Consider the following 14,405-nt stretch of genomic DNA (forward strand, 5'->3'; position numbering starts at 1 on the left):
CCTAACGCTGACCTTCCAGTGCGCGAGCGCGCCCCCGGGTGGGGCGCTGGCCGGCGTGCCGCTGGCCGCCTCCATGATGCCTGGCCCGCCGGGCCGGCCGATCCCCCGGACGGGGTCGGGCCTGGGCGGGCCGCGGTTTGCGGGCCGGTTTGGCCGGCTGCGGGCGGGACCGCAACCGGTCCCGCAGCGCCTCCAGCGGGCTGGGCGCATACGGTTCGGGCAGCGGCAGCCGCAGCAGCCGGTTCATCCGGTCGTCACGACCGGCCCGCAGCGCGGCCACCGCCTCGGGTTCGTGCCGGGCCGCGTTGGCCATCACGCCGATCATCAGAAGTGTTGTGGCCGTGGAGGTTCCCCCGGCGGAGATGAGCGGCAGCTGAATGCCGGTGACCGGCAGCAGCCCGATCACGTAGCCGACGTTGATGAACACCTGACCGATCACCCACATGGTGATGGTGGCGGTCAGCAGCCGCAAAAACGGGTCCGCCGAGCGCCGGGCGATGCGCATCCCGGTGTAGGCGAACAACCCGAACAGCGCCAACAACCCGAACGCGCCGACGAAGCCGAGCTCCTCGCCGATGATCGCGAAGATGAAGTCGTTGTGGGCGTTGGGCAGGTAGTTCCACTTCGCGGTGCCCTGGCCCAGGCCGTCACCGAAGACGCCGCCGTTGGCCAGCGCGTACCGCGCCTGTTTGGCCTGGTAACCCGACCCCTGCGAGTCGGCGGCCGGATCCAGCCAGGACCGCACCCGGTCGGAGCGGTAGCCCTCGGAGACCGCCAGGATCGCGGCGGCGACGATGACGGCCACCAGCGAGCTGCAGAACACCCGCAGCGGCAGCCCGGCGTACCACAGCAGCGCCAACAAAATGATGCCCAGCGACACCGTCTGGCCCAGGTCGGGTTCGGCGACGATCAGCGCCAACGCGATCACCGCGGCCGGCACCAGCGGCACCAGCATCTCGCGCAGCGTGGCCCGCTCCATCCGCCGGGCGGCCAGCAGGTGCGCGCCCCAGACGACGAAGGCGATCTTGGTCAGCTCGGAGGGCTGCATCGAGAAGCCGTGGATGACGAACCATCCGCTGGAGCCGTTGGAGACGGTGCCGACGCCGGGGACCAGCACCAGCACCAGCAACACGATGGTGACGGCGAACGCGGAGAACGCGACCCGGCGCATGAACCGCACCGGTGTCCGCAGCGCCGCATAGCAGGCGATCAGCCCGATCACCGTCCACATCAGCTGCTTGCCGAAGATCAGCCACGCCGATCCGTCGGCGTCGTAGGAATGCACCCCCGAGGCCGACAGCACCATGATCAGGCCGAGCGTGGTCAGCAGCGCGGCGACGGCGACGATCAGGTGAAACGAGGTCATCGGCCGGCCCAGCCAGGCCCCGAACCGGGTGCGCGGACCCGACGGCGGCGGCGCGGCCGCCGCCGTTTCCTCGGCGGCGGACTGCTCGGCCTCCGCGGCGGCCGACCCACCCTTGTCCCCCCGGTGCCGCAACCGGGTCAGCACGTTGGTCACGCCGATCAGCTGGTAGCGCGCGCGGCGGCCGCGAACGCGTCACCGCGCGCGGCATAGCCGGTGAACTGGTCAAACGATGCGCCGGCCGGCGCCAGCAGCACGGTGTCGCCGGGTCGGGCCAGGTCGCGGGCCGCCGCGACGGCCGCGGTCATCACGCGCGGACCGATCGGCCCCTCCGGCCCATTCACCACGCGTATCACTTTGGTAACAGCAGTCGCAGCAGGCGCATCCATATCAACATCCTCACCTGTCACAACCTCGATGACGGGCACATCGGGCGCGTGTCGTGATAACGCCTTGGCAACCTCGGCGCGGTCCCGGCCGATCAGCACCGCCCCCACCAGCCGGGACGCGATCCGGGCCACGGTCGTGTCGATCGAGGCGCCCTTGAGCAGGCCGCCGGCCACCCACACCACCCGCGGATAGGCCAGGACCGAGGCCTCCGCGGCGTGCGGGTTGGTGGCCTTGGAGTCGTCGACGTAGCTGATGCCGCCGGTGACCACCACCAGCTCGGCCCGGTGCCGCCCGACCCGAAACGCCGCCAGCGCGGACGCGACGGCCTCGGCGGGCACCCCGACCGCCCGGGCCAGCGCCGCCGCGCCCAGCGCGTCGAGCACCCCGACCGGGCCCGGCACCGGGATCGCGGCGGTCGGCGCCAACGGCACATCGTCGGCGAAGGCGCGGTCGACCAGCCAGCCGTCGCGCACCCCCAGCTCGCCGGCGGCCGGCGCACCGAGCCGGAACCCGACCCGCACCGGGGCGGCGGCGGTGTCGGCCAGCGCGGCCGCCCGGGCGTCGTCGAGCCCGACGACCGCCACCCGGCCGTCGAGCACCCGCGCCTTGGCGGCGGTGTAGTGGGCCAGGCTGCCGTGCCAGTCCAGGTGGTCCTCGGCGATGTTGAGCACCGCGCCGCCCTCCGGGCGCAGCGACGGCGCCCAGTGCAGCTGGAAGCTGGACAGTTCCACGGCCAGCAGCTCGGCCGGTGCGCTGAGCACGTCGAGTACCGGGTCACCGATGTTGCCGCACAGCACGGCCCGCCGGCCCGCCGCGGTCAGCATGGCGTGCAGCATCGAGGTGGTGGTGGTCTTGCCGTTGGTACCGGTGACCACCAGCCAGCGCCGCGGCGGCCCGTAGCGGCCCGCCGCGTCCAGCCGCCAGGCCAGCTCCACGTCCCCCCAGATCGGCACCCCGGCCGCCGCGGCGGCGGCCAATACCGGTGCGGTGGGCGGGAACCCGGGGCTGGTGATGACCAGGGCGTAGTCGGTGATGCGCCGCGCGGCGGCGGCCGGGTCGACCGTGATCACCCCGGCGTCGGCGTACGGCGCCAAGGTGGCCGGGTCGTCGTCGCACAGCGTGGCCGCGACGTGAAACGGCGCCAGCGCGGCCAGCACCGCCCGCCCGGTGATCCCGGCCCCGGTCACCAAGACCGGCAGCCCGGGCGCCAGCGGGTGCAGCGGATCGGTCATCTCAGTTGCCGGTGGTGGCGAGCCACTCACCGTAGAACAGGGCCACACCCAATCCGCAGGTGATCGCGGTGAGCAGCCAGAACCGGATGATCACGGTGGTTTCGGCCCAGCCGGCCAGCTCGAAATGGTGGTGAAACGGCGCCATCCGGAACACCCGCCGGCCGGTGCTGCGGAACGCGACGATCTGCACCACCACCGAGATGATCTCGGCGACGAACAGCGCCCCCAACACCACCGCCAGGATCTCGGTGCGGCTGGTCACCGACAGCCCGGCGATCACCCCGCCCAGCGCCAGCGACCCGGTGTCGCCCATGAAGATCTTGGCCGGCGCGGCGTTCCACCACAGAAACCCCACGCAGGCCCCGGCGGTGGCGGCCGCGATCAGCGCCAGATCCAGCGGGTCGCGCACGTCGTAGCAGCCCGGGTCGTGGGTGAGGGCGCACGCGTTGCGGTACTGCCAGAAGGTGATCAGCACGTAGGCGGCGGACACCATCGCCATCGCCCCGCCGGCCAGCCCATCCAGGCCGTCGGTGAAGTTCACCGCGTTCGACCAGGCGCTGACCAGCACCACGCAGAACAGCACGAACAGCACCGGCACCAGGGTGACGGTGGCGATGTCGCGGACATAGGACAGCTGCACCCCGCCCGGGGTCAGCCCGATGTCGTTGCGGAAGCCCAGCACCAGCGCCCCGAACAGCACCGCCGCGCCGATCTGGCCGACGGTCTTGGCGGTCTTGTTCAACCCCAGGTTGCGGGACCGACGGATCTTGATCAGGTCGTCGACGAAGCCGACCGCGCCCAGCGCGGTGGCCAAGCCGAGCACCAGCAGGCCCGAGGCGGTCGGGCCGCCGCCGCCGAACAGCAGCCCGAGCAGGTGGGCGCCGATGTAGCCGGCCCAGATGCCGGCCAGGATCGCCACCCCGCCCATCGACGGGGTGCCGCGTTTGGTTTTGTGGCTGGGCGGGCCGTCCTCGCGGATCTCGTGGCCGAACCCCTGCCGGGTGAACAGCCGAATCAGCGCCGGGGTCAGCAGAATCGACACCGCCAGCGCGATACCGACGGCGAGCAGGATCTCGATCATGCGCCGTCCCCGCCGACCAGGGCGTCGGCCAGCCGTCCCAGGCCGGCCGCGTTGGACGCCTTGACCAGCACCACATCACCGGGCCGCAATTCGGCCCGCAACAGGGCCAGCGCGGCGTCGGCGTCGGCGACCATGGTGGACTCGGAGCCCCACGAACCCTCCATCACCGCCCCGTGGTGCATGGCGCTCATAGACCTCCCCATTCCGACGACAACGAGACGAGAGACATCTAAGCGCACCGCCAGTCGGCCGATGCGATCATGTTCGGCGATCGCGTCCTCCCCCAGTTCGGCCATCTCGCCGAGCACCGCGAAGCTGCGGCGGGGGGCGCCGGTTTGCCGGGCGATGACGGCCAGCGCCTGCAGGCCGGCGCGCACCGAGTCCGGGTTGGCGTTGTAGGCGTCGTCGATGACGGTCACCCCGTCGGCGCGGGTGCTCACCTGCATCCGGTGCGCGGACACCGGGCCCGCGCCGGCCAGCGCGGTGGCCAGTTGCTCGGTGCTGGCGCCGCATTCCAGCGCGACCGCGGCCGCGCACAGCGCGTTGCCGACCTGGTGGTCGCCGTGCACGCCGAGCGCGACGTCGACGGCGGCGTCCCCGGCGTGCAGGGTGAACCGGGCCCGGGCCAGCTCGTCGAGGGTCACCGGCCCGGCCCACACGTCGGCCGGTCCGGCGCGGCTGACCCGCACCACCCGGGCGGCGGTCTGGGCGGCCATCGCCGCCACCGCCGCGTCGTCGGCGTTGAGTACCACCACCCCGGATGCCGGAACCGCCTGCGGCAGCTCGGCTTTGGTTTGCGCGATCGCCTCGCGGGAGCCGAACTCGCCCAGATGCGCGGTGCCGACGTTGAGCACCACCGCGATCTGCGGCGGCGCGATCGCGGCCAGCGCGGCGATATTGCCGGGGTGTCGCGCCGACATCTCCAGGATCAGATAGTCGGTGTCCTCGGTGGCGCGCAGCACCGTCCAGGGGTGGCCGAGCTCGTTGTTGAACGAGCCGGGCGGGGCCACCACCTGCCCCAGCGGCGCCAGCACCGCGGCCAGCAGATCCTTGGTGGAGGTTTTGCCCGACGAACCGGTGACCCCGATGATCGTCAACCCCTTGGCGACCAGGTCGGCGGCCACCGCGGCGGCCAGCTTGGCCAACGCCGCCAGCACCGCCGCCCCCGAGCCGTCGGTGTCGTGTTCGAGCACCCCGGCGCGGCTGCCGGTCGGGGCGGGGTCAACCACGATCGCGGGCACCCCGACCGGGCGGGCCGCCAGCACCGCAACCGCCCCGGCGGCCACCGCCGCCGCGGCGTGGTCGTGCCCGTCGGCGCGCGCCCCGGGCAGCGCCAAAAACAGCCCGCCCGGGGTGATTTTGCGGGAGTCGAACTCCACGGTCGACGTCACCGGGGTGCGTGCGGCGACGTCGGGCGCCAGGTCGGCCACCCGCCCACCGACGATCTCGGCGATCTGGGCCACGGTCAACGGGATCACAGCGCCTCCAGGGCGGCCGCCAGCTCCACCCGGTCGTCGAATGGGCGGGTCTGTCCGGCCGCGGTCTGCCCGGTTTCGTGGCCCTTGCCGGCGATCAGCACCACGTCGCCGGGGCGGGCCCAGGCCACGGCGTGCTCGATCGCGGCGCGCCGGTCACCGATCTCGACGACCTGGGCGGGGCCGTGGGCGGCGCCGGCCAGGATCTCGCGGCGGATCGCGGCGGGGTCTTCACTGCGCGGGTTGTCGTCGGTGACCACCACCAGGTCGGCCAGCTCGGCGGCGATCTGTCCCATCGGGGCGCGTTTGCCCGGGTCGCGGTCACCGCCGGCGCCGAACACCACCGCCAGCCGGCCCTCCGGGCGGCGCAGCGTGCTCAGCACGGCGCGCAGCGCGCCGGGTTTGTGCGCGTAGTCGACCAGCGCGAGAAAGCCCTGGCCGCGGTCGACCGGCTCCAGCCGCCCGGGCACCCCGGCGTCCCGCAGCCCCAGCGCCGCCTGCTCCGGGGACACCCCGACACTGTCCAGGATCGCCAGCGCGACAAGGCAGTTGGCGATGTTGTAGCCACCGGGTAGCCGGATGCCGACCCGATGGTGCACCCCGACCGGGTCGACGACGGTGAACTCCTGGCTGCCGCCGGGCAGCGCCACCACGTCCTCGGCGCGCCAGGACGCCGGCTTCCCCGCCGCGCTGACCGTGATCGCCTCGCCGAACCGGGCGGCCATCGCCCGTCCGGCGTCGTCGTCGACGCAGACCACCGCGCGGCGGGCCCGCAGCGGGGACGCCGGGTCGAACAGCCGCGCCTTGGCCTCGAAGTAGTCGGTCATGCTGGGGTGGAAGTCGAGGTGATCGCGGGACAGGTTGGTGAAGCCGCCCACCGCGAACCGGACCCCGTCGGCGCGGCCCAACGCCAGCGCGTGGCTGGACACCTCCATCACCACGGTGTCGGCGCCGCGTTCGGCCATCACCGCGAGCAGCGCCTGCAGCGCGGGCGCCTCCGGGGTGGTCAGCGCGCTGGGCTCATCGGCGCCGTCGATGCGGACGCCGACGGTGCCGATCAGGCCCGCGGTGCGCCCGGCCGCGCGCAGCCCGGCCTCGACCAGGTAGGTGGTGGTGGTCTTGCCCGAGGTCCCGGTGATGCCGATGACGGCGATCCGCTCGGAGGGATGCCCGTAGACGGTGGCGGCCAGGGCACCGAGGATCTCCCGGGGGTTGGGGTGCACCAGCACCGGCACGGTGCGATCCGCGCCCAACGCGGCGGCCCCGGCGGGGTCGGTGAGCACCGCGACCGCGCCGTGCTCGACGGCCTGGCCGGTGTAGCGCGCGCCGTGGGTCGCCGACCCGGACAGGGCGGCGAACAGGTCACCGGGCGCGGCGTCCTGTGCCCGCAGCGTCACCCCGGTGATGCGGGTGTCGGCGACCACGCTGCCTTCCGCGGGCACCGCGCTGACCTGGGCGGCCAGCGTCAGCAGCGGGATGCCATCACCGGTCCGCGGCCGCAGCATCGTGGGCACCCCGAGATCACCTCCGTCCACCGCCGCCAGTCACGCCATCTTCGGCCTAGACACCCTACCGTTGCCGGGAGTGTGTATGAGTGACACTCATGCGGTCACCCCGGTCGCGTAACTTCACCTTCGTCAGCGCCGCTGTGCTGACCGCATGCACGCTTCACCCTGCCGCACCGACCCCCTGCAGGTACGCCGATTTTCCCGGACCTCGCCGGCTTCGCCGCCGCCCACGTCGAGGACTACGCAGTGGAAGAGACGAGCCCTGGGCATATCAATTTTTTTACGAGATTCCTTACCCCGGATGGGATCCCCTGCCCGTTCGATACCACTGGCGAGTTCTCAGCGGGATGCACCGGGCCCAGTTTCCCTGGGGTCCCGGTCGTAGCGCCGTCCTTCTATTACAGCGACGGGACCGGTTTCAAACTCCGCACCGGCGTGTTCGGAATCGCGACGAACATCTGGGTGAGCTCCTTCAGTTGACATCCGCACCGATCCGCTGCACCCAAGACGCAGACACCACCACCTGCAGGGACGGCGACCACGGGTTTGTCAGCTCATCATCGGACCCGTCAAAGTACCGATCGTTCTAGGCCGGTCGCGTCCTCACCGCGGTTGATACACACGGCGCGGCGCGGCGTTGACAGCCCGGTGACCCAGCAATACCCTCGAGGCTACGGTTCCGTAGCTTACGCAACCGTAGGTTTCAGGGTCGGGGACATTGACGACGCTCGGAAGGCGCGAACCAGTGACCGAATCGAACACCACACTGCTCTACGACCTCGAACCCGTGGTCGCCGCGAATCTGGACCGGCACCTCGCCGCGGTGCGCCCGTGGCAGCCACACGACTATGTGCCGTGGAGCCGCGGCCGGGACTTCGCGTTCCTGGGCGGGCAGGACTGGACGCCGCAGGACTCGCCGCTGGATCCGGTGGCCCGGGCGGCCCTGACGGTCAACCTGCTCACCGAGGACAACCTGCCGTCCTATCACCGCGAGATCGCCACCCGGTTCGGCCGCGACGGCGCCTGGGGATCCTGGGTGGGCCAGTGGACGGCCGAGGAGGGCCGCCACAGCGTGGCGCTGCGCGACTACCTGGTGGTGACCCGGGGCGTCGATCCGGTGGCGTTGGAGAACATGCGGATGGCGCACGTGATCGCCGGCTACGACTCCGGGGATAAGACGCCGCTGCAGGCGCTGGCCTACGTGTCGTTCCAGGAGCTGGCCACCCGGATCTCGCATCGCAATACCGGTCGGGCGTCGGGCTGTCCGCTGGCCGAGCAGCTGCTGTCCCGCATCGCGCTCGACGAGAACCTGCACATGGTGTTCTACCGCAACCTGATGGCCGCCGCACTGGACATCGACCCGGACGCGGCGCTCGGCGCGATCCGCGACGAGGTGCTCGGCTTCGCCATGCCCGGTATCGGCATGCCGGGCTTCGAAGAGAACGCGCTGCTCATCGCCAAGGCGGGCATCTACGATCTGCGCATTCACCACGACGACGTTTTGCTGCCGGTCCTGCGCTACTGGAAGGTGTTCGACCGCACCGACGTTGGCGCCGACGGCGAGAAAGCCCGCGAGGAGATCACCGATTTCCTGGCCGCCCTCGACGAGCGGGCCCGCTACTACGAGGAGAAGGCCGCCGCCCGCCGGGAGCTGGCCGAAGCGCGGTCGTAGTCAGCGACGGAGGCCGAATACACCCTGCGGTGTATGGTGGTGTCATGTCGCGTACGAACATCGACATCGATGACGAGTTGATCGCCGCCGCGCAGCGCATCTACCGATTGACATCGAAACGCAGCGCGGTCGACCTGGCCTTGCGCCGGCTGGTCGGCGAGGCCCTCAGCGTCGAGGAAGCGCTGGCGTTGCAGGGAACCGGCTTCGACTACACCAATGAAGAACTCGAGGCGTTCTCCGTTCCAGAACGCGCTGCCGACGACCGGTGATCGTCGACACATCGGTGTGGATCGAGTATTTGGCTACCACCGACTCGACCGCAAGCCGTTGGGTCGCGGGCCGCATCGCGGACGAAGCGTCACTGACCATCCCCGAGGTGGTGGTGATGGAATTGCTGATCGGTACCACCGAGGAGAAAGCCGCGGCGGTTCGGCGGCGGTTCCTCCAGCGATTCGACATCGAGCCGCTCGCACCCGTGCGCGATGCCGAGGACGCCGCGGCGATTCACCGTCGCTGTCGGCGCGGCGGAGACACCGTCCGCAGCTTGATCGACTGCCAAGTCGCGGCGATGGGACTGCGTTTGAACCTGGTGGTGGCGCACCGCGACCGCGACTTTGAAGTCATCCGACGGCATTGCGGATTACGAACGCTGCCGCTGTTCTGACGGTTCCGACGCTACATCTGCTGCAGGGTCAGCGGCGCCCCCGGATCCGGTGACAGCGGCACCTCTTCGCGCTGCAGCAGCCAGCTGGCGATGTCGTGGAACAGCGGGGCCGCCGACGATCCCGGGGAGCCGTCCGCGGCGCGGTGCGGGTTGTCCATCATCAGGCCGATGACGTAGCGCGGGTTGTCGGCCGGGGCCATGCCGGCGAAGGTGATCCAGTACACGTTGTCGAAGTAGCAGCCGCAGGCCGGGTTGATCTGCTGGGCGGTACCGGTTTTCCCGGCGATCTGATAGCCCTCGACCCCGGCCTGCCATCCGGTGCCCTGCTGGTAGCCCATCGGGTCGCGCTGCACGACCGCGCGCAACATGTCCCGGACCGTCGCCGCGGTCTGCGCCGAGACCACCCGAACACCTTGCGGGCGGGGCTCGTCGGTGCGGGTGCCATCCGGGGCGACGGTCGCTTTCATGATCCGCGGCGGGATCCGCACCCCGTCGTTGGCGATCGCCTGGTACATGCCGGCCATCTGCAGCAGCGTCATCGAAAGACCTTGCCCGATCGGCAGGTTGGAAAAGGTGCTGCCCGACCACTGGTCGATCGGCGGCACCAGCCCGGCGCTTTCCCCGGGCAGGCCGACCCGGGTGCGCTGTCCCAGCCCGAATTTCTCCAGCATGTCGAACCAGCGGTCCGGGCCGACCCGCTGGGCCAGCATCAGCGTGCCCACGTTGGACGACTTCCCGAACACCCCGGTGGTGGTGTAGGGCGTCACGCCGTGGTTCCAGGCGTCGTGCACGGTCACCCCGCCCATGTCGATCGAGCCCGGCACCTGCAGCACCTCGTCGGGGTTGCTCAACCCGTATTCGATGACCGAGGCGGCGGTGACCACCTTGTTCACCGAGCCCGGCTCGAACGGCGAGGTCACCGGAAGGTTGCCCATCTGCTTGTCGCCCTGGCGCCCGAGGTCCTGGGACGGGTCAAAGGTGTTGTCGTTGGCCATCGCCAGCACTTCACCGGTCTTGGCGTCGAGCACCACCGCCGAGACGTTTTGCGCCCCCGAGGCGTTCTTGGCCTGCTGCACCTGCTGCTGCACGTAGAACTGGATGTCGTCGTCGAGGGTCAGCTGCACCGTGGACCCGTCGACCGCCTTATGCCGGTTGCGGTAGCTGCCGGGGATCACCACCCCGTCGGAGCCGCGGTCGTAGGTGACCGATCCGTCGGTGCCGGCCAGCACGGCGTCCAGCGAGTCCTCCAGGCCCAGCAGGCCGTGGCCGTCCCAGTCGATGCCGCCGACGATATTGGCCGCCAGCGAACCGCCCGGGTACTGCCGCAGATCCTGCCGCTCGCTGCCGACTTCGGGGAATTTCTTGGTGATCACCTCGGCGATGGCGGGGTCGACCGAGCGGGCCAGGTAGGCGAAGGTGTCGTTGCTTTGCAGCTTGCGTTCCACCGTCGCCGCGTCCGGCTTGTTGTTGAGCCGGGCCGCCACCTCGGTGGCGATCTCGTGCAGCCGCCGTTGCGGGTCGGGGGCTTGGGGGTTCTTCTGTTTGGCGTCGGCCAGCTGCTGGCGGATCTTGACCGGCTGGAACGTCAGCGCGCGCGCTTCCACGGTGAACGCCAGCTTGTCGTTGTTGCGGTCGATGATGGCCCCACGCATCGCCTGTTCGACGTCGGTGACCTTGAGCTGGCCGGCGGCTTCGGCGCGCAACCCGGCCGCCCGCGGCACCTGCAGATAGAACAGCTGCGCCGCGGCCACCGCGAGCACCAGGAAGATGACCGCATTGCCGGCGCGGTGCCGGAAGACGAACGATGCGCTGCGGGAGCCGAATTCCACCGCCTGTCGGGTGCGGCGCGCCCGGGCCGAGTGGCCCAGCGGCTCGGTGCTGGTTTTAGGCGCCGGGCCGCCCTTGGCGCCGCGGCGGCCACGCGCGGGGCGCGCCGGCTGACGGGTGCGCGTCCGGCCGGCGCGGCTCACCGGGCGACACCCGCCGTCGCTCCGGTCACCGGGGTGAATTGCTCGGGGTTGACCGGGGTGGCGGCCGGCGCCGCGGGCGGCGCCGCGGGCACCGCAACCGGGCCCGGCAGCGGACCGGTGACCGGGGCGTCGGGCACACCCGGTGCGGGCGGACCCGCCGGGGCGGGATCACCGCCGGGCAGATGTTCGGCGCCCAGCGTCGATGCCCCATCCGGGGCGCGCAGCAACACATCCGGGGCCGGGGCCGGCAGGCCCGGGATGGGCTCCCCGAGGCCGGGCAACACCCGCACCGGCACCTCGACGGGATTGCCCGCCGGCCCGGTGGGCGGCGCCTGTTCGTCGGGCAGTTTGCTGTTCAACGGCGGCAGCGGCACCCCCTCGGCGGGTTTCGGGGTGCCGACCACCACCCAGTTGCCGGCCGGGTCCTGCACCAGATGCGCGGTGTCGCGCGACGGGATCATGCCCAGGTTCCGCGCCGCCTCGGCCAACGCCGGTGCGGCCTCCGCCTCGAGCACATCGCGTTCCAGTGACTCCTTCTGCTGCACCAGGGCCCGGTTCTCCTCGCGCGCGCTGCCCAGCTGGTAGGAACGCTCGGCCGAGTCGGTGGACAGCCACAGCGTGGCGCCCAGGCCGACACCGAGTGAACCGATCACCAGCACCACGAACGGCACCTTGGCCAGCAGCGCGCGGGGTCGCAGGTCCACCGACGCCAGCCGGGTGAGCAGCCGCTCCCGCAGCGGTGGGCGAACAACCTTGGGTGCCTTAGCTTTCCGAGCCTTCGCCCGCGCCTTAGCCTGTTTGGTGCTTTTCGCCGGAGCCGGCCGGGTCCGGGTGGTGGTTTGCGGACCGGACCGCGGCACCCGGGCCTCGCGGGCCGGCGCGGTAGCCTTCGCGCCGCGCGGCCGGCCGCGACCCGACGAGGTCGCCTCGGCGGGCCGGCGAGTGGTTCGGCGGGTGGGACCATCGGGGCGACGACGACGGTCGCCGCCGCGCCGCGCCGGCGCTTCGCGCTTGGTGGTCATCGGTCTCCCCTCCTTGCTGACCGTTGCTCCACCCGCTGCAGGGCGCGTAACCGCACCGCGGCGCTGCGGGAGTTGCGTTCGACTTCGGCGGCGTCTGCCCGTTCGGCTCCGTGCGTCAGCGACCTGAATTGCGGTGCGTGGCCGGGAAGTTCGACCGGCAGCCCGGGCGGCGTGCGCGACGCGGTCGCCTCGGCGAACACGCCTTTGACGATGCGGTCCTCCAACGACTGGTAGGCCATCACCACAATGCGCCCGGCCACGTCCAGCGCGGCCAACGCTGCGGGCAGCGCGGCGCGCAGCGAGTCCAATTCGCCGTTGACCGCGACCCGCAGCGCCTGGAACGTCCGCTTGGCGGGGTGCCCCCCGGTGCGCCGGGCGGGGGCCGGGATCGCCTCGTAGAGCAGCGAAACCAGCTCACCGGTGGAGCTGAACGGGGTGTGCGCGCGGCGACGCACGATCTGGGTGGCGATGCGCGACGCGAACCGCTCCTCGCCGTAGCGGCGCAGAATATCGGTCAACGCGGCCTGGTCGTAGGTGTTGAGGATGTCGGCCGCGGTCAGCGGTGCCTCCGGGTCCATCCGCATGTCCAGCGGCGCGTCCTGGGCGTAGGAGAAGCCCCGCTCGGCCCGGTCCAGCTGCATCGACGAGACGCCCAGGTCGAACAGCACGCCGTCGATAGATCCCGTTGCGGCATAACCTGTTTCGGTCAGCGCGTCGGCGATCCCGTCGTAGCGCGTCCGAACCAGGGTGAGCCGATCGGCGAACGGTGCCAGCCGCTCGGCGGCGATGTCGAGCGCGGTGGGGTCGCGGTCCAGGCCGATCAGCCGCAGCCCGGGCAGCTCGGTCAAGAACCGTTCCGCGTGCCCGCCCGCACCCAGGGTGGCGTCGACCAGGACCGCCCCGGACCCGTCGGCATGCTGCCGGGTCAGCGCGGGGGTCAGCAGGGCGACGCAGCGCTCCAGCAGCACCGGCACATGGCCGAAATCGCCCACAGCACCTCCCCGTCGAGTTTGGCAACGCATGTAAGGCCCGCGCACGACCCGCTGCGCCCGGCACCGCCGCGCTGGCGGTCGCCCGACGGCACGGCGGGTAGCCCCTGCCTCGAGGTCCCTGTCCGAGAGCGCGAACCTGGCGTTGGGGAAGTACGTCAGGGTCGGTTCGGGCAGAGGCCACGAGGCACGGGCATGCGCCTCAAATGATGTCGCTGAGTGCTTCATCGCTGGCCGCGGAGAAGTTCTCTTCGTGGGTCTGTTGGTAGTCCTGCCAGGCCTGCGCATCCCAGATCTCGAGATAGTCCACGGATCCGATGACGACGCACTCCTTGGACAGGTTGGCGTAGCGGCGGTGGTCGGCCGACAGCGTGATGCGGCCCTGGCCGTCGGGGTGTTGTTCGTCGGTGGCTGCGGCCAGGTTGCGCAGGAACGCCCGCGCCTCCGGGTTACGCCGCGACGCGTTGGCGGCCCGGCGGGCCAGCTGCTCGAATTCGGCCCGCGGGTACACGGCCAGGCTGTGGTCTTGGCTCTTCGTCACCATCAACCCTCCTGCCAGTGCGTCGCGAAATTTTGCGGGCAAGGTCAGCCGCCCCTTGTCGTCGAGCTTGGGCGTGTAGGTGCCGAGGAACATCGCGCACCTCCCGCCTGGCGGAGCCTCCTTGCACTCCGTCTCGCCGCCGACTTCAGCCACCATACCCCACAATCCCCCACTTCGCGCCCTCTGAGACATAACGGTTGGGTGTTTCCCCCACCATGCGGCCGGGTTGGCCTCGGCGGGGGCCGCCGGCGCGGGCCGTCGTGGCGGTGAACTACCAGCTCAGCGCGGAAATTCGCGGGTGGGGTCAAGGGTGGGGAGCGGTGGGGAGTCTCGGTACGCTCGCGGCGGCTGGGCGCGGCGGGGCTGGTGGCGCCGAGACTGTATTGGCGGCGCCGAGCCTGCGCCCACGGCGTCGAGGCCGTGCTCACGGCGCCGAGCCTGTATCCAGGGCCAATCCCCCGACGGAAATGACGGCCTCAGTACCGTCTCGACGCCATG

The 14,405-nt window shown here is 71.4% G+C and carries 11 protein-coding genes and 1 pseudogene; 3 read left to right on the plus strand and 9 right to left on the minus strand.

Going from position 1 to position 14,405, the window contains the following annotated elements:
• Position 1 precedes the first annotated feature (1 nt).
• From ftsW to ACAG26_RS06380, 5 genes are read right to left on the minus strand one after another with little or no spacing between them, the layout of a single operon-like run.
• Positions 2-1,510: a putative lipid II flippase FtsW gene (gene ftsW, locus ACAG26_RS06360; protein ID WP_370480726.1), complete on the minus strand. Its 1,509-nt coding sequence runs from the start codon at positions 1,508-1,510 to the stop codon at positions 2-4.
• A 14-nt stretch (positions 1,511-1,524) separates the two neighbouring features.
• Positions 1,525-2,985 carry a UDP-N-acetylmuramoyl-L-alanine--D-glutamate ligase gene (gene murD / locus ACAG26_RS06365; protein ID WP_370480524.1) on the minus strand — a complete coding sequence of 487 codons (1,461 nt, stop codon included), beginning with the start codon at positions 2,983-2,985 and terminating at the stop codon, positions 1,525-1,527.
• Position 2,986: 1 nt separating this feature from the next.
• Positions 2,987-4,066 (minus strand): phospho-N-acetylmuramoyl-pentapeptide-transferase, encoded by a 1,080-nt coding sequence (gene mraY, locus ACAG26_RS06370; protein ID WP_370480525.1) that lies wholly within the window; start codon positions 4,064-4,066, stop codon positions 2,987-2,989.
• The gene (gene murF / locus ACAG26_RS06375) at positions 4,063-5,544 is read right to left on the minus strand and encodes a UDP-N-acetylmuramoyl-tripeptide--D-alanyl-D-alanine ligase (RefSeq protein WP_370480526.1); all 1,482 of its coding nucleotides are present in this window, start codon (positions 5,542-5,544) and stop codon (positions 4,063-4,065) included. The genes mraY and murF overlap by 4 nt, the downstream gene beginning before the upstream one ends.
• Positions 5,541-7,046: a UDP-N-acetylmuramoyl-L-alanyl-D-glutamate--2,6-diaminopimelate ligase gene (locus ACAG26_RS06380; RefSeq protein ID WP_370480728.1), complete on the minus strand. Its 1,506-nt coding sequence runs from the start codon at positions 7,044-7,046 to the stop codon at positions 5,541-5,543. The genes murF and ACAG26_RS06380 overlap by 4 nt, the downstream gene beginning before the upstream one ends.
• A gap of 748 nt (positions 7,047-7,794) precedes the next feature.
• Between ACAG26_RS06380 and ACAG26_RS06385 the strand changes: the two genes are divergently transcribed.
• The 3 genes from ACAG26_RS06385 to ACAG26_RS06395 are packed head-to-tail and all read left to right on the plus strand — an operon-like array spanning position 7,795 to position 9,385.
• Positions 7,795-8,721, plus strand: coding sequence for an acyl-ACP desaturase (locus tag ACAG26_RS06385; RefSeq protein WP_370480527.1), 927 nt, complete (start codon positions 7,795-7,797; stop codon positions 8,719-8,721).
• A 44-nt stretch (positions 8,722-8,765) separates the two neighbouring features.
• A complete protein-coding gene (locus tag ACAG26_RS06390; RefSeq protein ID WP_370480528.1) occupies positions 8,766-8,990 on the plus strand; it encodes a type II toxin-antitoxin system VapB family antitoxin in 225 nt (74 codons plus the stop codon).
• The gene (locus ACAG26_RS06395) at positions 8,987-9,385 is read left to right on the plus strand and encodes a PIN domain nuclease (protein ID WP_370480529.1); all 399 of its coding nucleotides are present in this window, start codon (positions 8,987-8,989) and stop codon (positions 9,383-9,385) included. The genes ACAG26_RS06390 and ACAG26_RS06395 overlap by 4 nt, the downstream gene beginning before the upstream one ends.
• Before the next feature lie 11 nt (positions 9,386-9,396).
• Here the strand turns inward: ACAG26_RS06395 and ACAG26_RS06400 are convergent, their stop codons facing one another.
• The 4 genes and pseudogenes from ACAG26_RS06400 to mraZ form a co-directional block, all read right to left on the minus strand.
• On the minus strand, positions 9,397-11,355 hold the full coding sequence (locus tag ACAG26_RS06400) for a peptidoglycan D,D-transpeptidase FtsI family protein (RefSeq protein ID WP_370480530.1): 1,959 nt from the start codon (positions 11,353-11,355) through the stop codon (positions 9,397-9,399).
• A pseudogene (locus ACAG26_RS06405) lies at positions 11,345-12,377 on the minus strand (hypothetical protein); the annotation flags it as partial. The gene ACAG26_RS06400 and the pseudogene ACAG26_RS06405, both read right to left, overlap by 11 nt.
• The gene (rsmH, locus tag ACAG26_RS06410) at positions 12,374-13,594 is read right to left on the minus strand and encodes a 16S rRNA (cytosine(1402)-N(4))-methyltransferase RsmH (protein WP_370480531.1); all 1,221 of its coding nucleotides are present in this window, start codon (positions 13,592-13,594) and stop codon (positions 12,374-12,376) included. The gene rsmH and the pseudogene ACAG26_RS06405, both read right to left, overlap by 4 nt.
• Positions 13,569-14,000 (minus strand): division/cell wall cluster transcriptional repressor MraZ, encoded by a 432-nt coding sequence (gene mraZ / locus ACAG26_RS06415; protein ID WP_071030051.1) that lies wholly within the window; start codon positions 13,998-14,000, stop codon positions 13,569-13,571. The genes rsmH and mraZ overlap by 26 nt, the downstream gene beginning before the upstream one ends.
• Positions 14,001-14,405 lie beyond the last annotated feature (405 nt).

It is taken from the genome of Mycobacterium sp. pUA109, assembly GCF_041287095.1.
GTDB lineage: Bacteria > Actinomycetota > Actinomycetes > Mycobacteriales > Mycobacteriaceae > Mycobacterium.